The sequence below is a fragment of the Spirosoma spitsbergense DSM 19989 genome (assembly GCF_000374085.1).
In the GTDB taxonomy this organism is placed as follows: Bacteria; Bacteroidota; Bacteroidia; order Cytophagales; family Spirosomataceae; genus Spirosoma; species Spirosoma spitsbergense.
The window spans coordinates 1-19,675 of sequence record NZ_KB893588.1 but is presented as its reverse complement, the minus strand read 5'-3'; the positions used below and the strand labels follow the sequence as shown (position 1 = coordinate 19,675).

The following is a 19,675-nucleotide window of genomic DNA, read 5'->3' as shown; positions in this document are numbered from 1 at the left end:
ATTTTACTGGTAGCAACAACGAATGACGATTGAATGACCATCAAATGACTACGAATGACAATTAACTAAATGAGTAACAGTATCCGTCCCCTGTTTACCCTGCCGGTTATCGTGGCGGCTCTGGGTTATTTCGTCGATGTGTATGACCTGCTGCTGTTCAACATCGTGCGGGTTCCAAGCCTGCACGATTTGGGTCTATCCGAAGCGGATGTTTCACTCATTGGCGGGCGTATCCTGAACTACCAGCAGGCAGGCCTCCTGATTGGGGGAATTCTATGGGGGATTCTGGGTGATAAACGCGGCCGACTGTCTGTCCTTTTCGGGAGTATAATCACGTATTCCCTGGCCAATGTAGCCTGTGGTTTCGTCCAGGATCCGCAACTATATGCCCTCCTTCGGTTAGTGGCAGGTGTGGGCCTGGCCGGTGAACTAGGGGCGGGTATTACCCTCGTGAGTGAGATATTACCCCCCCGGTTGCGTGGCTATGGCTCTTCACTCGTAGCAAGCGTGGGCCTGCTTGGTGCCGTAGTAGCCTATTTTACGGTTTCTCTTTTCAACTGGCGTACTACTTATTTTATCGGCGGAGGCTTAGGCCTGGGGTTATTGGTTCTGCGGGTGAGCATACTCGAATCCGGTATGTTCAAACGAGTGCAGGAAGCGGGCGTAGTACGGGGAAATTTCTGGGCTTTATTTCGTAACCGGGCTGTTACCCTACGCTATCTACGTTGCATGGGTATCGCCGTTCCTACCTATCTGATTATTGGCATTCTGGCCACCTTTGGGAATGAGTTTGGCAAAGCAATAGGCATCGAGGAGGTCATACAACCGGGCCGTTGCGTCATGTTCACGTATATTGGCACCGTTACGGGGGATCTGTTTAGTGGCTTTCTGAGTCAGTGGCTTCGCTCGCGCCGGAAGGCCATTGGCCTGATGATGGGACTGACCTTCTCCTTTGTTGCCATTTATCTGTTTGGAGATATTGGCACGGCTGGTGCCTTCTACGCCGTTTGTGTGGCCCTTGGTTTCGGGATTGGCTACATCGCCATGTTTCTGACCATAACGGCTGAAAGTTTCGGTACGAATTTACGGGCTACGGCTACTACATCCGTTGCCAACAATGTCCGGGCCACAACATTACTTACTATCCCCGCTTTCCAGGCAATGAAACAAACGATGGGCGTCATTGAAGCGGGAGCAATTTTAGCCGTTGTCTGCTTCGGTATCGGTTTTTGGTCGCTGATAACGATAGAAGAGACGTTTGGGAAAGAACTGGATTACAGCGAATAAATACGTAATGATGGCTACGCATGCACTTTATTCAGTTCTTTTTGTTGAAGTGCCTGCATTTTAGTCAGGTAGGCGGCTTTGTTATCGATGATCGACTGATAATGATTGATCAGGTAAGATTGTCTGCTTCTGTCCGATATAGTGTTATGGGATCGTTTCAGCAGCCTCTGTAGTTGACCAATACAAAAAATAGTAGACTCTATACGGATTTGATACAAGTCGATCAGCCGCCGGGTTAGCCCGTAAATTTCATTTTTGATTCGTTTTTTACGAACTGGCTTTCGTAGGGCCTCTTTCCACTGCCTCTCCAGTTGTATGTCGCAGGATTCGGCAGGAAAAGTAGTAGTCAATTCCAGCGAATTGCAGTTGATAGGCGCACTAGTAGGGGGTGTAGTCTTGCCGATGTGGTTGAGTAAGTCGATTATTTTTGTCTGCATTTCCGGATCAACCTGATCTATGAATTGAGCGGCAGCGTTAAACACGTACTTTTCGAGCAGTTTATCGAATGACTCTTTCTGGTTACCCATCTGATTTTACTTATCAAAAACTGAGTGGAGGCTAAGAATTGATAAATGTAATAAAAAAACTCAAAATAGTTTCAAACTACTATAGTACAGCAACTTACAGCAGGAAAAAACTGTCCATTTGCGTTGATAAATGCCAGTATAGTTACCTTATTCAGGTTTATTCTACATACATACGTTACAGTAGTTGTAAGTTATGAAGCACCCCAAGCTAAATATAAAAGCCTGTTTTTCAGTATATTAACTCTAAAAAACCGGCCGTTTATTAAACCAGGGTTTTTCCTGTTCCAGCTGCCCCGCCAGCCGGAACAGCATTGCTTCATCGCCGAGTTTAGCCGCAAACATTACCCCGATTGGTAACCCGTCTGCTGACCAGTGCAGGGGTACAGACATAGATGGCTGGCCCGTCATGTTTGTAATAACGGTAAACGAAATATACCCCAGCGACCGTTCGGCAAGGTCCTCTACCGTTTTGCTGTTTTTCAGGTACTTCAAGCCTCCCAGTGAATCTACTAATTTGAGCAGCCGCTGTTCGGATGATTTGTTCTGAAATGCACCGATTTCGATAGGCGGACGCGGCAGCGTTGGCGTCAAAAACAGGTCATATCTTTCGTGGAGCTGTCCCATACTTCGGTTCAGCGTATTCCAGCGACGTTTCTGGTAAGCCGCGTCGGCCGCCGAGAAGCCTTCGGCCAGCCGGGCCTGTGCCCAGGTGTTTAGTTCTACATCGCTGCGCCGAACGGGCCGCCCCAGGTAGTGGCCCAGTTCACGCAGTACAGCTGCCGTTTCGCTGAGTACGTTCACAAAAAAAGCCTCCGTTACGATGGTTTTTTCGTAGGGTAACGGCACTTCCTCAACGGTATGCCCCAGCTGTTCGAGCAGCCGGGCCGTTTCCCGCACAGCGTTAACGCATTCCGGGTCCGTAATCTGTGACGGCATGAGCGACTGGGTCGAAAAGGCAATGCGTAGTTTGCCCGGCTCCCGGCTCACTTCTTCCCGGAATGGCCGTTCGGGTGGGGCAATGGTATAGGGTTCACCAGCCAGCGGTCGGTACGTCGGGCCACCCGCAACAACATCCAGCAGGCCCGCACTGTCGCGAACACTCCGCGTAAGGGCATGGCCCGCTACAGCCCCATTCCATAATTCACCAAAACGCGGCCCCAGCGTAACGCGCCCCCGCGAGGGTTTCAGGCCGAACAGGCCACAGCAGGAAGCCGGAATCCGGATGGAACCGCCCCCATCCGTAGCCGTGGCTGCGGGTACAATACCAGCCGCCACAGCAACCGCCGACCCACCACTAGACCCTCCCGGCGAGTGCGTTAGTTTCCAGGGATTACGGGCCGGGCCGTAGAGCGTTGATTCTGTGTAGGGTGTCAAACCAAATTCGGGTGTATTCGTCTTACCAAAGAATACGAGTCCAGCCTTTTTTAGCCGTTTAACTACTTCGCTGTCGGTGGTGGAAACATAGTTTTGGTAGCCCGCATTACCGGACTTCATGGGCGTTCCGGCCCATTCCATTTCCAGGTCTTTCAACAAAAATGGCACCCCGGAAAAGGGGCCTTTGGCTGGTACCTGTTCGGCCATAGTACGGCCTTTATCATACAGGGGCGTAACGATGGCGTTTAAGGTTGGATTGACGGCTTCGGCGCGGGCAATAGCCGTTTCGAGCAGTTCTGCGGGTGAGACGGCTCCGGTCTCTACGAGTTTGGCTAAAGCCGTAGCATCGTGTTTGACGTACTCCTCGAAAGACATAACCTGTGGGCTGGATGATTGCATGATTACAGTCAGGAAAAGAAATTCAGGTGCTTTATTGATTCGCTACCGCTACCCCAATTTTCGAGTCGGCGGTACCGTAGTACAAAAACCAACGGCCTTTAAACGGTACCATACCTTCCAGAAAAACAACCTGGTTTACCTGTCCTTCCATCTCGTACGGCTGGTCGGGTTTGATAAAGTACGTTTTCGAACGGTCGATAAGTTTGGTCGGATCGTTGGCATCAAACAGGAGCTGCCCCCCCGTATAAGCCCCTTTGGGTAAGTTATCATCCCCATTCTGGTCGGCATTCATTCCGTTGTAAATCAGCAGAATACCTTTACTGGTGAGCATCGCAAACGGTCCGGGCTCAATCAGCCGGGAATCGTATTTACCCTTCCGCGACTCAGCCGCTACAACGGGTTGCCCGGTACTGGTTTCCAGGCGTGTCCAGTGCAACAGGTTGTCGGACGTTGCCAGACGAAGCTGGGGCTGGTCGCCCCAGTACATCCAGTATTTACCGTTTATCTTCTGCGCTACCAGTCGGTTCCCGATTCGTTTGCATACGATAGCCCCAGACTTCGACCAGCTGTTACGGTCATCAGCAAAAGCCAGCCCCTGCTTGTGCCAGTCGGTGAGGTTACGCGAGGTCGCCACGCAGAGACGGGCTTTGTCGCCGTCGTACGCTGTATAAGTAAGTACATACACCCCGTTGGGGCTTTCTACCACGCGCGGGTCTTCACAACCTCCCTCCCACTCGTAGATTTTCATAGGGTCATTATCGGGATAAAAGACGGGTTTGGGCATTCGGCTGAAGTGAATCCCATCCGTGCTGACAGCCAGTCCCAAACGCGACGTTCCACCCACACTCCGGACGGTATCTTCGGCCCGGTAAATCATGTATACTTTATTATTACGCACTACTGCCGCCGGATTATATACGTCTTTTTGTTCCCACTGAATTGTCTCTTTCCTTATAGGGCAATAGAAAGTCGTGCCTGATTTAGCATCCAGAATTGGGTTGTACGCATTTTCCTTCTGAAAAGGCCCCAGCATCCACGGCTTTTCGGGTTTGGCCTGAGCCAGTAAGAGGCTGGGAAGAAGAAAGAGCAGACAAAGCTGTTTTACCATGAAGTTAGATTGATAAGGGGAAACAAGTCAAAGCAGAATTACCGGCCAGGCTACTAGAAGCGTATTGGCACCGTAGAGGGCGTCTACTTAGCCACTACGTTCTTTCCCGGTTTTTGTTCCGACACTAGTTCAGCCTGTCCTTCGTGCGCTGGCTCGGTAAGCGGATTGGCAAACCACCGCATCCGGTGCTGACGACTCAGCAGGCCATCAATACCGGCATCATCCAGTTCCAGGAGCCGGATACCGCCGGGTTGTTCGGCAGTGGGTTCTTCATGAACGACCTGTAAACCTACCCAGGCCAGATACTCATTGAGTTTTGTTTCGAGTGGCTGGTTACCAAAGATGCACAGATCATAATACCAGGCCAGCGACTCGCCCGCCACCAATTCGGTGACAGTTCGGTAATCGTCCAGGGTGTAGCCGATAAAAGGCTTACCGAATTGCTGCCACATTCGTTGCATGACATCGTCCAGCGAGCGGGTATGATTCGTTGACCGGCGAATGTGCAAATCCAGAATCAGTGCGGCAATGGCCCCTTTGTGGTAAACGGATACTTTGCGGTCAGGCACTCCTTTCTCGTACCCATCGAGCCACAAATCCCACGACGATTCGGTCAATGACTGAAAGGCAAGGCCACTGTTTTCGAAATGTCGTTTGAACAGCACCTGCAATTCTTTCAGGTAGTCTTCGTCCGAAAAAATGCCCGACTGCCGAAGCATCAAATCACCGTAGTAGGTTGTTACGCCCTCGGCCACAAAGCAGGTAGTAAAATAGTTTTCCCGCGTAAAATCGTACGGAAGCAGTTCAGCTGGTCGGATGCGGATAATGTTCCAGGCATGAAATAACTCATGCGAAGCCACGCCCAGCAAATCCTGATATAATCCTTCGCCCTCATCATTTGGCCCCAAAACGAGCACCGTACTGTTGCGGTGTTCCACCCCGTGGTAATAGGGCACAGGCAAAATAAGGGTCAAAAAATGATATACCTCTTCGGGAAATTCGCCGTAGAGAGCCCGTTGTGTTTCTGAAAACCGGCTGAAATCCCGCCGTATCCGCTCCGCATCGAACGTGGGGTTACCGTCGGTTCGTCGCCCCCCCTGAATCCAGATGTGAAAGGGTGTATCCCCTACCTCATACTGGATGTGTTGCAGCACGGGTGCCGCCACGAGCGGACAATCGACCAGTTCATAAAAATCAGCTGCCACCAGCGTAGTAGCGTCCCGTTGTTTCAGGCCGCAGGCCAGCGTCCAGCCATCAGGAATGTCTATTTCCAGCGTGCAGGGATCATTAATACGCCCTTCGGCGTAGAGACAAAGATTTATGGGGTTAACGTACAGGAGTGTGTCGCTTACGAAGCTACTGCCCGCATTGAGCTGGTAAGCAGTAGGCAATAGCGCGTGATAATTATACCGGGCAATCAGTTCTGTTTCTCCATTCGTTTGTATCCGCCAACGGTCTTTGGTGATTTTACGAAATGGCAGGGGATTTCCCGCTCCATTTACGATGTCGAACCGCTGAATATTTTTGGCAAAGTTCTGCAACTCGTAGCGGCCTGGTCGCCAGGCGGGCAACTGTAAATCGACCTCCGGCATTGTAATGTCGGCTAAACGGGCTTCAACGGCAATGTAATGGGGTAAGTCAGGGTCGGCAGATAATCGGTAGTGCATAAATAGTGGCAGCGATGTAAAGCTATAAGTAGTTATTCGAGTTAATAACGTTAGCCAAAAGGCGAGTTTTTTTGACTCAAATCGCTAACTCAAACAGTTTCTAAAAATAACGGCAAAATCAACAAAACGATTTCATAAAAGGGCAAAGGCCTTTTCTTTAGTCTACACATTTGTTCTCCCATTCAGGCGTTTCGGCTGGGCCCGTTTGGAATCTCGCCGTCTGACTAGTATACTTGCGCCATCAAGTCAATCGCTTCGCGCTATTTCCAATTGTACCAGCGCGCGTTGATTTATACAGAAGCGGGGAGAGATCAGGCTCTGCAAACCGCTGGCAACCTACCACATGGCAAGGTGCTAACTCCTGCCTAAAGTTATTTTAGGGACTATAAATCGAAACTACTATGCTCTACATCCAGTCATGTATGCCCCGGAGGGCTTACTAACGATCTTCAACAAATCGCGCACGAAAACCGGGAGGGTTCGTCGTGTGTATGGCTATATGCCCAAGGCAGACAACAGCACACAGACTGCTGCTTAATCACAATTAAACCCTATAATCATGTCAAAACTTCATTTTGATACCCTTCAGTTACACGCCGGTCAGGAAGTTGACCCAACGACTAACTCACGGGCAGTACCCATTTATCAGACTACCTCATTCGTTTTTAACGACTCGGCCCATGGCGCAGATTTGTTTGCCCTGAAAGCCTTCGGGAATATTTACACCCGCATCATGAACCCCACGTCCGATGTGTTCGAGAAACGAATAGCGGCTCTGGAGGGTGGTGTAGCCGCTTTGGCAGTCGCGTCGGGTCAGGCCGCCCAGTTTATTGCATTGAGTAATATCCTGAATGCGGGCGATAACTTCGTAACCACTTCCTTTTTATACGGTGGTACCCATAATCAGTTCAAAGTTTCATTCAAACGGCTGGGTATCGAAGCCCGCTTTGCCGATGGCGACAAGCCAGCATCGTTTGCCAAACTGATTGACAGCAAAACGAAAGCCATTTACCTCGAAACCATCGGTAATCCGGGTTTCAACATTCCAGACTTTGATGCCTTTGCCGAATTGGCGAAGCAGCATGACCTGCCCCTGATTGTCGATAATACGTTCGGAGCGGGCGGTTATCTGTTCCGCCCCATCGAACACGGAGCGGCCGTTGTGGTCGAGTCGGCCACAAAATGGATTGGCGGGCACGGCACCAGTATTGGTGGAGTAATTGTAGATAGTGGCCATTACAACTGGGGTAATGGCAAATTTCCGCAGTTCAGTGAACCGTCGGAGGGCTATCATGGGATGGTTTTCAGTGACGTATTTGGCGTTGACGGTCCGTTTGGCAACATCCAGTTTATTATTCGTGCCCGGGTTGAGGGGCTTCGTGATTACGGTCCGGCCATCAGTCCGTTCAATTCCTTTCTGCTGTTGCAGGGAGTGGAAACGCTGTCCCTGCGGGTTGACCGTACGGTACAAAATGCGCTGGAACTTGCCAAATGGCTCGAACAGCATGAGCAGGTTGAGTCGGTTAATTACCCCGGTCTGGAAAGCAGCAACTACCATGAACTGGCAAAAAAATACCTCAAGCGGGGCTTTGGTGGCGTTTTCTCGTTCAAAGTGAAAGGGGATGCCAAAGCGGCTGACCAGTTTGTGAACAGCCTGAAACTGGTTAGTCATCTGGCCAATGTGGGCGATTCTAAAACATTGATCATTCACCCGGCGGCCACCACACACCAGCAACTAAGCGAGCAGGAGCAGGCCAGCGCGGGCGTTGAAGTAGGCACATTACGCGTATCGGCCGGTATTGAACATATTGATGATATTAAGGCAGACTTCGAGCAGGCTTTCGCCCAAATTGCCGAGCCGGTATTATCGTAGTTTTTTAGTTTAAGGTTTACAGTTGACTAATAGATAAGTGGTTATTTGTCAGTCAACTGTAAACCTTAAAAACCTCAAACCAGATACTGTAAACGTTTTTTGATTGGACCTCACTTACTTCGATTATAAATATTCGTTCCCACTCGAATCGGGCGCGAGCCTGCCGGGTTTCCGGCTGGCCTACACAACGCACGGTACGCTCAATGCAGACCGGTCGAATGTAGTGTGGGTGTGCCATGCCCTAACCGGCAATGCTAACGTGGCCGACTGGTGGGGCGGCATGGTTGGACCGGGCAAGTTCTTTGATCCGGCAACGGATTTTATTGTCTGCGCCAACGTGCTTGGCTCGTGTTACGGATCTACCGGACCCTTATCTATTAATCCGGCAACGGCAAAAGCGTATCATCACGCATTTCCTGCCGTTACGGTTCGGGATATTGTCAATGCCTTTGATTTGCTGCGGCAGGAACTGGGAATTGAAAAAATCCGCACCTGCATTGGTGGTTCGCTGGGGGGTGAACAGGCGGTAGAGTGGGCCATTCTGCGCCCCGGCCTCATCGACAATTTAATACTGATTGCCGCCAGTGCTATGGCTTCACCCTGGTGCATTGCCTTCAATGAATCGCAGCGAATGGCCATAGAAGCCGATCCTACCTGGGCCGAAAACCGCAACGATGCGGGGCTGGCGGGTATGAAAGCGGCCCGGGCTATGGCCATGATTTCGTACCGAAACTACGATACCTACGGCTTTACACAAGCACTCGACAATAATGAGCAACTCGATGGCTACAAAGCGGCTGGCTACCAGCGATACCAGGGTGAAAAAATAGCGGAACGTTTCAACGCGTTTACCTACTGGCTGCTCACCAAAATCATGGACTCGCACAACGTGGGGCGCAACCGGGGGAGTATTCTCAATGCACTGGGCCAGATTAAGGCCCGAACATTAGTCGTCGGTATCCGGTCCGATTTGCTGTTTCCACCCACAGAACAGCAGTTTCTGGCCCGTCATATTCATAATGCCACGTATGAAGAGATTGATTCTTTGTACGGACACGATGGTTTTTTAATCGAATTTCGACCACTTACAACAATCATCCGAAAATGGATGCAGGCTGGTGAATCAGCCATAGCGCCACCCATTGACAGGGATACAATTGGCAGTGAGTCAGTTAATCAATAAGGTATGGTTTGGTATGAAGCCGACGTTCGGCTATTGGAAGAAAAGGTAAAAGCCCTTACACCAGCAACAGAGAAGATTGCTTTTTACGGTAGTTCATCCATTCGGTTATGGACAACTCTAGCCCAGGATTTCCCCCACCTCGACACCCTGAATTTAGGTTTTGGCGGCTCGACCCTCGCAGCCTGTACCTGGTTTTTTGAGCGTCTGGTAGTGCCAAACCTGCCAAAAGCCATTGTGTTTTACGCGGGTGATAATGACCTGGGCGACGGGCGGCACCCCGAAGAGATATACCTGTTCTTTTGCGCGCTTGCCAGTAAGATGCGTAACTTACTACCTGATGTACCGTTTTATTTTCTGTCGGTAAAAATCAGTCTGGCTCGTTGGGGAATTGCTGATAAAATTCAGTACACAAACCAGTTAATTGGTCGCGAAATCGAGAAGTACCCCGACTGGCAGTACATCGATATGACAACGCCGTTGCTGGATCAGCATGGTAAACCCCGGCGGGAGTTCTTCGAAAACGATGGTTTGCACCTAAGCCCGGCTGGTTACCGGATATGGGCGCAGACGTTTCAGCAACAGGCCCGAATTTTTAACGATTTGTTTATCTAAAAGGCCGCGTTGTTACCGTAAAAGCATGCAATTTCACTGCTTATTAATCGGAATGGTATGCAGCGCGAGTATCATAAGTGGTTTAGCCCGAACCTGAACCGCGACATGGAATTGCTTATTTTCGGCCACGCCGGGGCGCGGGTGCTGGTTTTCCCTACCCGCCGGGGGCGATTTCATGAGTACGAAGACCTGGGACTTGTACAAGCGCTGGCCGACCGACTCGAAAACGGCTGGCTACAGTTGTACTGCGTCGATAGTATCGACCAGGAAAGTATTTACAACCGCCACATATCTCCCTGCGACCGTATTCGGCGGCATAGCCAGTACGAGGAGTACATTTTGCAGGAGGTTCTGACGCTCTCCCGTCTGAAGAACCCGCAACCGTTCATGATTTCGCACGGGTGCAGCCTCGGGGCTTATCATGCCATGAACATTGCACTCCGGCATCCGCAATGGTTTGCCAAAGTAGTGGCGTTTAGTGGCCGGTACAGTTTGTCGGAGCCGGTGGCCGAGTTTCGTGGCCTGTTTGACGATTATTACGACGAAGAAATCTATTTCCACAGCCCCAATCACTTTTTACCAAACCTGGGCGATTGCGAAGCACTCGATCAGTTGCGTCGACTGCAGATTGTAATGACCATTGGGACAGAGGACCCGTTTTTATCCAGTAACCTTTCACTAAGTGAAACGCTTTGGTCCAAACAGGTAACGCATGAACTGTATTTCTGGGATGGCCGCGCCCATCAGGCCTGCGACTGGCAGAAAATGGCTCCATTGTATCTGTAATGTCACAACGCGTTCACAAGCGCAATAACCACTTTAGCGGAGTTACGGGCGGCCGTTGGATAAAATTTATCGTAGGCAATGTGCGCTTCCGCATCGGCGCGGTCGCTCAGGCTACGAATAATCAGGCAGGGTATCTGAAGCTGGTAACAGACCTGCGCAATGGCAGCTCCTTCCATTTCGGTGGCGTCGGCCCAAAAATCAGCCCGTAGGCTTTTGCCTTTTTCGGGGGAAGCCACAAAGACATCACCCGTCACGACGGTACCGGTCACAACTTTAACCGGCCGATTGGACACACCACCGGATTCCAGCGGAATACCTTCCAGCGATACCGTTTTCACCACCCGCTCTGCCAAATGAAGTAGTACCGAATCGGCAGGAAAATAGGCCGGATTGAACTGTTTGGTAATGGCATTTCGGGTTTGGCGGGTTGGGGTATTTTTGTCGGTAATGGAGCCGTAATCATGGTGCGCCGTTCGTTGGGCAATCACAATATCGCCGGGTTGCAACTCGGGATTCGTACCGCCGGCAATGCCCGTAAATAATACCCGCCGGGGCCGAAAATGATCCAGCATCAACGCCGTTGTCATGGCCGCATTCACTTTACCGATACCCGTTTCGGCCACCACCACCCGTTGTTTCCCGATGCGTCCGGTCGTAAAAAGTACCCCGTCGACCGAAACCGTTTTAGCCTTTTTCAGCGATTCTTTAACCAGCGCAACTTCAGCCCCGAAAGCGCCCAGCAAACCCGTAATGGGCCGGGGTTTATAGCGCTGGGCAAACGAGTACGTGAGCGAAAGCGCGAACAGCAGCGTTACTGCAAAGCGTTTTTTCATGTTATTCTCTGAAATTCTGTTGGGAACTACTTTTATTGACCATTAATCACTACTCACCAGCGCCAGTACGCAAAACAGATCCACAATCCATAAGCCTGCCGATACCTCACTCGATTTCCCAACGGCGACTTTTATCAGTGTCCACGATAGGAAGCCCCAAATAAGCCCCTGCGTGATGGAGTAACTGAACGGAATGAGCACCAAAGCCAGAAAAGCGGGCAGTGCATCATCCAGCTGGCTCCAGCTGATACGGGTAATTGGTTTCATCATAAATGCACCCACCAGCACCAGGGCCGGAGCTGTGGCAATGGCCGGAATAACGGATAAGACCGGGGATAAAAACAGGAACGGCAGGAAACAACAGCCCGCTACGATTGCCGTCAGCCCCGTACGTCCGCCCTGCGCAATCCCCACCGCCGACTCAATGTAAGCGGTGCCGGGGCTGGTTCCCAGTACCCCCGCCAGGGTGGTAGCGACGGCATCGGTTAACAATGAACGATTCATGTTGCGTGGATTACCGTCCTCGTCCTGTAAATCACCGGCTTCGGCTACACCCACAAAGGTGGACAGGCTATCGAACAAATCGGTGAAGGCGAAGGCAAAAATGACCGGCCACAATGACCACGAGAGCGCTCCCCACAAGTCTAACTTGCCCAGCAACGAAAAATCAGGGGCTGCGAAAAGACCCTGGTAATTGACCAGCGTTTTCTGCCCGAAATTAACAGCCGAGGCATCCCCCCAGAAACGGCCAACGGGCCAGGCCGCCAGTGTAGTCAGTACAATGCCGATAATGATGCCCCCCGGCACATTGCGCACCACCAGTACGCTCGTTAAGAGCAACCCAAATACAAAGGTCAGGATGATGGGGTCGGTTAGCCGGGCGATACTGACCAATGTAGCCGGATTAGCCACAATGAAGTGGGCATTCTCGAAGCCGATCAGCGTAATAAACAAACCAATACCTGCCGAAACAGCGTAGCGCAGCGGGTGCGGAATAGCCCGTACAATGGCCGACCGGATGTTAAAGACCGACAACAGAAGAAATAATATACCGGCCCAGAACACCGCGCCCAGCGCCACTTCCGGGCTGATACCCATTCCCTTCACGGCGGTGAACGTAAAAAACGCGTTCATACCCATCCCCGGTGCTACCACAATAGGATTACGGGCATACAGGCCCATCATCAGGCTGCAAAAAAAGGAAAGCAGAACAGTGGCGGTGAGCACCCCGCCAAAGGGTAAACCAGCCTGACTCAGAATAGCCGGATTGACAACGATAATGTACATCGTTGCCAGAAAGGTCGAAACACCAGCTAGTATTTCGGTCCTTCGGGAAACGGGCGGATGGAGAATAGGGAGAGAATTGGCCAAGCGGTTGTAAGGTTCAGGTTGAATCAGACGGTCAAATAACACACTCCCGGCCATAAACTCAAAGACTTGTCAGTAAACTTCCGGCAGCTGCATCCAGCCAGACCTGACCGTTGGGGTGCGTTTGCAGAATACTGGCCGGTATTTCCTCCGAAACCGGCCCTTTGAGAGCTTTCTGTAGCGTAGCTGCTTTTTTCTCCCCGCTCACGAGTAAAATTACTTCGCGGGCGGCTGTCAGATGGCGTAGTCCAAGAGTAATACCCTGCTCGAGAACTGTTTCCTGCTCGAAATATTTCTGCCCGACGGTTATGGTGCTTTCGGCCAGTTCGCCAACGTGACAGCCCAGCGTAAACGGGGTGCCGGGTTCGTTCAGGGCTATGTGGCCGTTCATGCCCATACCCACCAGCAGTAGATCCAGGCCACCCCGCGAGTCAATGAGGGAGTCGATGCGGGCGCACTCGGCCGTAAGGTCAGTGGCTTTCGCATCGAAAACATAGAGCTGGTCCGGGCGTAGCTGCAACGGTGTAAACAGGTCGCGGAGTACGTAATACGAACAACTCCCCGCATCCTCCGGCCCGAAACCAACCCACTCGTCGAGGCCTACAAACGTACATTGACTCACATCCACGCGCCCCGTCTTTGCCAGCTCTACCAGATGGTGATAGGTTCCGATGGGGGTATCCCCCGATGCCAGACAGAGCAGTGCATCAGGTTTTTGATTGATAATGGCGGCAATGTGTTCGGCGGTGTACTGCGACAGGGATGCGTAATCGGGGAATTGGTGAAAGGTCATAATGGTTCGTTATTTTTAGGTTGAGGGTTATGCCAGTCTGCCGGAGCGATTGACGGACACCTGATTTATTTGCACCGGTCTTTTTGGTCAGCGACCAATACCAATCGTATAGATTCTAACTCGCTGAGCGGCTTTAGGTTCGTTGCCGTACGTTCAGCTTCCTGCGCCGGAACGAAAAGCCGGGCGGGCGGTCTGCCACCGCTACAGGCGTTGGGTTTGACACGGGTTCGGGTAAAGCAGGCTCGCTGTTCTGTTTATTACCCACGCGTTGTACGCGTTCTTTTTTTCGGGTTCCACCTTGTCGGCGAGCAGGTGGGCTATAAAAACCGTTTTCCGGTTAGTGAATACGTCGCTGGTTGGGTAATTTTCAGTCGGATTATCCGGCCGGGCAGCGGTAACCGGGGGCTTCTGACCGAACGTCGCGTACGTACCGAACAGCGTAAGGGCTACTAGATAACAGAGAATCTTGTACATAGGGGAAAGATGGCGTAATTTTGCGGCTCGTTTCATGAATTATGCAACTAAATAACCAGACGTATCAAATTCAGGGCGTCAATGTACTGGATATCGCCGACGAGTTCGGCTTGCCGCTGTACGTGTATGACGCAGACAAAATTATCGAAAAAATCGGCTCGCTCCGGTCTTCCTTTAGCGGAGTGAACCTGAAGATAAAGTATGCCGCCAAAGCACTTACGAACGTATCCATCCTGAAACTGATGCGTCAGCAGGGTGTAGATATTGAAGTAGTATCGGTCAACGAAGCCCGGATAGCCCAGATGGCAGGTTTTGAACCGGCGCAGATTATGTACACGCCCAGCGGTAATGCCTGGTCCGAGATTCAGGAAGCGCTCGAAATGGGCCTGCAGCTGAATGCGGATAGTTTGCCCCTGCTCGAACAGATTGGCCAGGCCTATGGCAATCGTTACCCGGTTGCCCTGCGCATCAATCCCAACATTGCCGAGGGCGGAAATGTCAAGATTCAAACCGGTCACGGCGACTCTAAATTCGGGATACCCTACAGCTACCGCCAGCAGATTAAAGCCGTTACGGAGCAGTATGGTATTCCGGTCGTTGGGTTGCACATTCATACCGGTTCAGATTTTAAGGATGGGAATACCTTTCTAAAAATTGCCGATGTCCTCTTCGACCTGGCAACCGACTACCCCGATTTGCATTTTATCGACTTCGGCAGTGGTTTTAAAGTTCGCTACCGGGAAGACGATTACGCCACCGATCTGGCCGAACTGGGGGCGAAGGTTTCGGCGGCTTTCCGGTCATTTTGTGATCGATACGGCCGTGAACTGGAGCTTTGTTTTGAACCGGGAAAACTGCTGGTGAGTGAAAGCGGTCATCTGCTGGCGGGGGTCAACGTGGTGAAAGAAACGCCAACCCGTACGTTCGTGCAGGTCGATTCGGGTCTGAACCACCTTATTCGTCCGATGATGTACGATGCGTATCACGACATAAAAAACGTATCGAATCCGCAGGGGCAGCGCACAAACGGAGAGGAAAAAACCTACACGGTCGTGGGCTACATCTGCGAAACGGACACCTTCGCCACAGACCGGTCTCTGCCCGACGTACAAGCGGGGGACGTACTCTCGTTTGAGAATGCCGGTGCCTACGGCTTTAGTATGGCATCGAATTACAACGCCCGCTTTCGCCCGGCCGAAGTGCTGGTGTACGAAGGCAAACCCTACCTGATTCGCCAGCGCGAAACGTTCGAAGATCTGGTACGGGGACAGGTAGATATTTTCAGTGAAGAGTTGAGCGTGATTGATGCAGAATAAGCCTTGCATCACACCTGTTATTCTTCATTCATAACACTTAATTCTTCACTCTCTTACCAATGGGACGCGCATTTGAATACCGGAAAGCCCGAAAAATGAAACGGTGGGGGCAAATGGCCAAGACCTTTACCCGAATCGGCAAAGACATTGTTATGGCCGTGAAAAGCGGTGGCCCCGACCCGGACTCCAATGGACGACTGCGGGCCATTATCCAGAACGCCAAAGCGGCTAATATGCCGAAGGAAAACGTGGATAGAGCTATCAAAAAAGCCTCTTCGAAAGACCAGGAGGATTACAAGGAAATTGTGTACGAAGCCTACGCACCGCATGGCATCGCGCTCGTGATTGAAACGGCTACCGACAACCACAACCGCACGGTAGCCAACGTCCGCAGTTACCTCAACAAACTGGGCGGCAGCCTGGGAACACAGGGAATGCTGGACTTTATGTTCGACCGGAAGTCGGTGTTTCGGATACCGGCAGACGGCATCGACCAGGAAGAACTGGAACTGGAACTCATCGACGCAGGTGGAGATGATATCGAGCTGGACGATGAAATGAATCAGTTCGTTATTTACGGTGAATTCACGGCCTTCGGAAGCATTCAGAAGTTTCTGGAAGAAAAGGGCTATGACATTGCGCAAGCCGAATTTGAACGGATACCCAACGATTTTAAAGAACTATCGGACGAAGAAGTGGCCGACGTGGAGAAACTAATCGAGCGCATCGAAGAAGATGACGACGTACAGACGGTTTACCACAACATGAAGTAGCGGTACAGCTAAAAAGCAGGAAAGGGAGAAGGACACGTGCCTTCTCCCTTTTGCCTTGCTTACCCTTCTGCTTTTCAAGTTTTTTCCTTATCGGTCAGCGACTGCCTCTCTGAGAATCTGGACCCACCCCTTGATGATCTGAGGGGGAGCGTTGCGATCCAGCACTGCATAACTCACCGTCGCCTGGTAGTAGTACAACCCACTGGGCAGCTCCACCCCGTCGCTGCTCCGGCCATCCCAGGCCAGCGTAGCACCACTCGTCTCGTACACCTTAGCCCCCCACCGGTTGTAGACCACAAAACTCACGCTCTCCACAAAACGCGGACACCGCAACGGTACGAACAAATCGTTCCTGCCATCACCGTTGGGCGTGAACACGTTGGGCAGCAGGAAACTCGGACACGCATCCACGCATACCTTGTTGGAGGGCACACTCTCCAGACCCCGCCTGCTTACNGCCGTCACGTAGTAACAGCCCGCCACCGTGCTCAACGGCGTGTGCCCGTAGCTCAGCGTTGGAGCCGCCACACTGCTCAGCAACCCCAGCGTGTCGGTCTGGTAGCGGGCGTAGTAAATCCTGTANCTGGCAATGTTGGGGTCGCAGTTGGGGCCACTACCCGCCTGCCAGTTCAGGTTGTTGGTGAAACTGCTCTGGTCGCACAAACTCTCACTGGTCAAATTGGCGCAGTTCAGACTGTCCACCCGCAGCGTAGGCGGGCAGGGACGGGTCGTGTCACTGGGCGTGGCGCAGATGATCTGGCTGTAGTTGAGCAGCACCCCCAGCCGCCCCAGCTGGGCATCGGTGTACACGCCCCTGGTCAGCACCCGGTAGCAGTAGCTGCTGTCAGCCGACAAAGCCAGACTCGTGTTGCCATCGGCCAGGAAACTATCCTGACCCGTGTCGGTGAAGCTGTAGGGCTGGCTGCCCACCCGCACCTCGGCAATCTTGTTAAATGTTCCGTTAGGACCCGTCCGGCTGCGGAACACATCGTGGGTCTGGTTGTCGTTGCTCCAGGGAACCGTCGCCTGCCAGCTCAGCACCACCCGCCGGTTAGCCGGGGCGGCACTCAGGCGAACTGAGGAGGCCGATTCGGTCACATCCAGCCGCGTGAGCTGGCCCGCCGGGCTGGTGTAGTAGAACTCCAGCCGGTAGGTGTAGGCATTGGCATCGGTGTTCAGGGCCGAAACCGAGCTACCCTTGTCAATGTAGACCGTGTCGGCCGCCGTGGCACTCAGCGTGGTGTTGATGGTGGCAACAGGGACAAAGTTGGTGCCCCCCTGCCCGGTGGCCCGCTGCAACCGGTACTGGTAGGGACCCGCCAGATCGGCCGGGTTCAGCCCCAAAGGCCGCGTCCAGCGGACGGTGATCTGACCGGTAACCGTTCTGGTCGAGTCGACCGTTACCTGGGTGATGACCGGGGCCAGCAGGGGCAACTCCAGNCAGGCCTGGTTGGAGGCCCGGCTCACCCCCCCGTTGAAGCCCCCGTTCACANNNGNNTANNNAGNCACNANCNGNNAGNNGNNNNTGGNGNNNNGGNNNNGGNNNGNGNNGTCGGTGTAGGTGGTGGCCGTGGCGGGTACCTCGGCAATCTTGGTGTAACCCGCCGGGATACCCGTCACACAAGGACCCGGTGGTACTGCATCACAGCCTTCCTTGCGGTAGATGGCGATGGTGGTNCCGGGGTTGCCGCAACTGTAGGCATCCCAGTTGAGCTGCACCGCCCGCCCATTAGCCGTGGCCGTGGGGCGGGCCGTCAGGTTCCGGATGGCGGGTCCCACGATCTGGATGCGGAAGGTCTGGAAGGAGACCAGGGCCGGGGTGGGCTTGGGCGGCACGTCGGCCACCTTGAAAGTCACATCGTAGGGCGCCACCCGAATCTGGCTGCAGTTGGTTTGCCAGTTGAAGATAGCCGTGGCGGGTTGAGCCTGCTGGATGCCGCCCCGGGTCAGGGTGGCGTAGGCGGGCTGAATAAGCTCCCCGGCGGGCAGGGGGGTACCATCCTGGCCGACGTTGAAAACGCCCCCGAAACCCGAAATGATGACCGCCTGTCCGTCGGGATCGGTGGCCGAGACAGGCTGGTTGATGAGCGTGCCCGCTTCGACGCACAGGTCGGGGATGGGGCCCAGCAGGGGCCGCTTGTTTTTGGAGTCGACGACAAAGATCTGCATGTCGCGGGTAATCTCGCCGATGAGCACCCCATTGCGCCATTCCTCGATGATAAAGGCGAAATTGAATTGTCCCAGCTGCCCCGGGGCATCCCAGCAGAGTTCGCCGGTGCGGGGGTCGATGGAGAAAGTAGGCGTACCGCCGGCCTCGCTGGCGGTGCTGAAGCGGGTGGGGTCCTGATACATTGGAATGTTCCGCCCCACGCAGCCATTCGGTGTTGTTGATTGCTTAGGCACACTGAGTCGATAAGCCAGGCTGTCCCCATCGGCATCGAAAGCGGCCGGGTTGTGGCAGAACTTCTGGCCCACACGGCCCGAATCCAGCGGAGGATTGAGCATCACCGGTGTGGAGTTGGTCAGTAGGTTAGCGTTGATCAGAATCGTTGTCGAGACGAAGAAAGAAATTTCCTGTGACTGACTTGGCGGGGGCAAGTTAATGGTCCCCTCATTGCGATTGACAACGGTCGTACTGATAGTGTACGCCCCCGGACCGGGATACGTATGCACAACCGTATAAGTATTAATCGACGAAGTACGGCCATTGATATAAACGCGCGGTATACGTTCAACCTCAGCCAACGAACCATCACCAAAACAAATTATGGTACTTCTGGCATCATCAGCCGCCCTTTGCCCCTTTACTTCATCATAATAGGCCGTGAAGGTAATCAGATAGGTAAGTGAAGTATTGGAGATTCGTTTGGTGGTAATCTCACCCGCCCGTACGTGGGTAGCCTGACTGACATGAGGCCACAGAAAGGCAGCCAACAAAAGGGATAACAGACAACTCGAGTAGATAGACCGCATACATTTTTACCTCATTTTAGTGTAAAACGATAGCTACTTCTAAAAGCGTATCCGATACGGTTAGTCAATCATTGAGTTATTAAAAAAAAAGGGCGTTATATAAATGCTTGCGTGTCTGGCATGTAAAGGCTGTTTTCTGATGTACGTATAGAGAATTTTCCAAATGCAAAAGGGAATGTCAGTGACATTCCCTTTTGCATTTGGAAACCGTTGAATTATCGGCCGGCTGCACTTTCTCTGAGAATCTGGACCCACCCCTTGATGATCTGAGGGGGAGCGTTGCGATCCAGCACTGCATAACTCACCGTCGCCTGGTAGTAGTACAACCC

The 19,675-nt window shown here is 52.5% G+C and carries 15 protein-coding genes, 1 pseudogene and 1 riboswitch; of the genes and pseudogenes, 7 read left to right on the top strand and 9 right to left on the bottom strand.

Going from position 1 to position 19,675, the window contains the following annotated elements:
* The first annotated feature begins 69 nt into the window (after positions 1-69).
* Entirely contained in the window at positions 70-1,287 is a 1,218-nt protein-coding gene (locus B157_RS0128055) for an MFS transporter (RefSeq protein ID WP_020606637.1), read from the top strand.
* Between the two features lie 14 nt (positions 1,288-1,301).
* Here the strand turns inward: B157_RS0128055 and B157_RS0128050 are convergent, their stop codons facing one another.
* From B157_RS0128050 to B157_RS0128035, 4 genes are all read right to left on the bottom strand, one after another.
* On the bottom strand, positions 1,302-1,814 hold the full coding sequence (locus B157_RS0128050; protein ID WP_020606636.1) for a hypothetical protein: 513 nt from the start codon (positions 1,812-1,814) through the stop codon (positions 1,302-1,304).
* 243 nt (positions 1,815-2,057) lie between these two features.
* On the bottom strand, positions 2,058-3,587 hold the full coding sequence (locus B157_RS0128045; RefSeq protein ID WP_026309016.1) for an amidase: 1,530 nt from the start codon (positions 3,585-3,587) through the stop codon (positions 2,058-2,060).
* 31 nt (positions 3,588-3,618) lie between these two features.
* Positions 3,619-4,695 (bottom strand): glycoside hydrolase family 130 protein, encoded by a 1,077-nt coding sequence (locus B157_RS0128040; protein ID WP_020606634.1) that lies wholly within the window; start codon positions 4,693-4,695, stop codon positions 3,619-3,621.
* A gap of 83 nt (positions 4,696-4,778) precedes the next feature.
* Positions 4,779-6,362 (bottom strand): M61 family metallopeptidase, encoded by a 1,584-nt coding sequence (locus B157_RS0128035; RefSeq protein WP_020606633.1) that lies wholly within the window; start codon positions 6,360-6,362, stop codon positions 4,779-4,781.
* A 287-nt stretch (positions 6,363-6,649) separates the two neighbouring features.
* A riboswitch (SAM riboswitch) is annotated at positions 6,650-6,754 on the top strand.
* Between the two features lie 167 nt (positions 6,755-6,921).
* Between B157_RS0128035 and B157_RS0128030 the strand changes: the two genes are divergently transcribed.
* From B157_RS0128030 to B157_RS0128015, 4 genes are all read left to right on the top strand, one after another.
* Positions 6,922-8,235, top strand: coding sequence for an O-acetylhomoserine aminocarboxypropyltransferase/cysteine synthase family protein (locus tag B157_RS0128030; protein WP_020606632.1), 1,314 nt, complete (start codon positions 6,922-6,924; stop codon positions 8,233-8,235).
* A gap of 103 nt (positions 8,236-8,338) precedes the next feature.
* The gene (gene metX, locus B157_RS0128025) at positions 8,339-9,418 is read left to right on the top strand and encodes a homoserine O-acetyltransferase MetX (RefSeq protein ID WP_020606631.1); all 1,080 of its coding nucleotides are present in this window, start codon (positions 8,339-8,341) and stop codon (positions 9,416-9,418) included.
* 3 nt (positions 9,419-9,421) lie between these two features.
* The gene (locus B157_RS0128020) at positions 9,422-10,030 is read left to right on the top strand and encodes a GDSL-type esterase/lipase family protein (protein WP_020606630.1); all 609 of its coding nucleotides are present in this window, start codon (positions 9,422-9,424) and stop codon (positions 10,028-10,030) included.
* Positions 10,031-10,087: 57 nt separating this feature from the next.
* Complete coding sequence (locus tag B157_RS0128015; RefSeq protein ID WP_020606629.1) at positions 10,088-10,816, top strand: esterase family protein; 729 nt, start codon at positions 10,088-10,090, stop codon at positions 10,814-10,816.
* A gap of 2 nt (positions 10,817-10,818) precedes the next feature.
* Here B157_RS0128015 and B157_RS0128010 read toward each other — a convergent pair whose 3' ends face one another.
* The 4 genes from B157_RS0128010 to B157_RS0127995 form a co-directional block, all read right to left on the bottom strand.
* Complete coding sequence (locus B157_RS0128010) at positions 10,819-11,649, bottom strand: 5'-methylthioadenosine/adenosylhomocysteine nucleosidase (protein WP_020606628.1); 831 nt, start codon at positions 11,647-11,649, stop codon at positions 10,819-10,821.
* Positions 11,650-11,691: 42 nt separating this feature from the next.
* Positions 11,692-13,020: an NCS2 family permease gene (locus B157_RS0128005; RefSeq protein ID WP_281168514.1), complete on the bottom strand. Its 1,329-nt coding sequence runs from the start codon at positions 13,018-13,020 to the stop codon at positions 11,692-11,694.
* 58 nt (positions 13,021-13,078) lie between these two features.
* Entirely contained in the window at positions 13,079-13,810 is a 732-nt protein-coding gene (locus B157_RS0128000; RefSeq protein ID WP_020606626.1) for a glucosamine-6-phosphate deaminase, read from the bottom strand.
* A 201-nt stretch (positions 13,811-14,011) separates the two neighbouring features.
* Entirely contained in the window at positions 14,012-14,284 is a 273-nt protein-coding gene (locus B157_RS0127995; RefSeq protein WP_020606625.1) for a hypothetical protein, read from the bottom strand.
* A gap of 41 nt (positions 14,285-14,325) precedes the next feature.
* Here B157_RS0127995 and lysA point away from each other — a divergent pair, with 41 nt between their 5' ends.
* Together lysA and B157_RS0127985 are read left to right on the top strand one after the other, a co-directional pair.
* On the top strand, positions 14,326-15,600 hold the full coding sequence (gene lysA / locus B157_RS0127990; protein ID WP_020606624.1) for a diaminopimelate decarboxylase: 1,275 nt from the start codon (positions 14,326-14,328) through the stop codon (positions 15,598-15,600).
* 59 nt (positions 15,601-15,659) lie between these two features.
* Positions 15,660-16,373 carry a YebC/PmpR family DNA-binding transcriptional regulator gene (locus B157_RS0127985; protein WP_020606623.1) on the top strand — a complete coding sequence of 238 codons (714 nt, stop codon included), beginning with the start codon at positions 15,660-15,662 and terminating at the stop codon, positions 16,371-16,373.
* Between the two features lie 87 nt (positions 16,374-16,460).
* Here B157_RS0127985 and B157_RS36165 read toward each other — a convergent pair.
* A pseudogene (locus tag B157_RS36165) lies at positions 16,461-18,542 on the bottom strand (T9SS type B sorting domain-containing protein).
* Positions 18,543-19,675 lie beyond the last annotated feature (1,133 nt).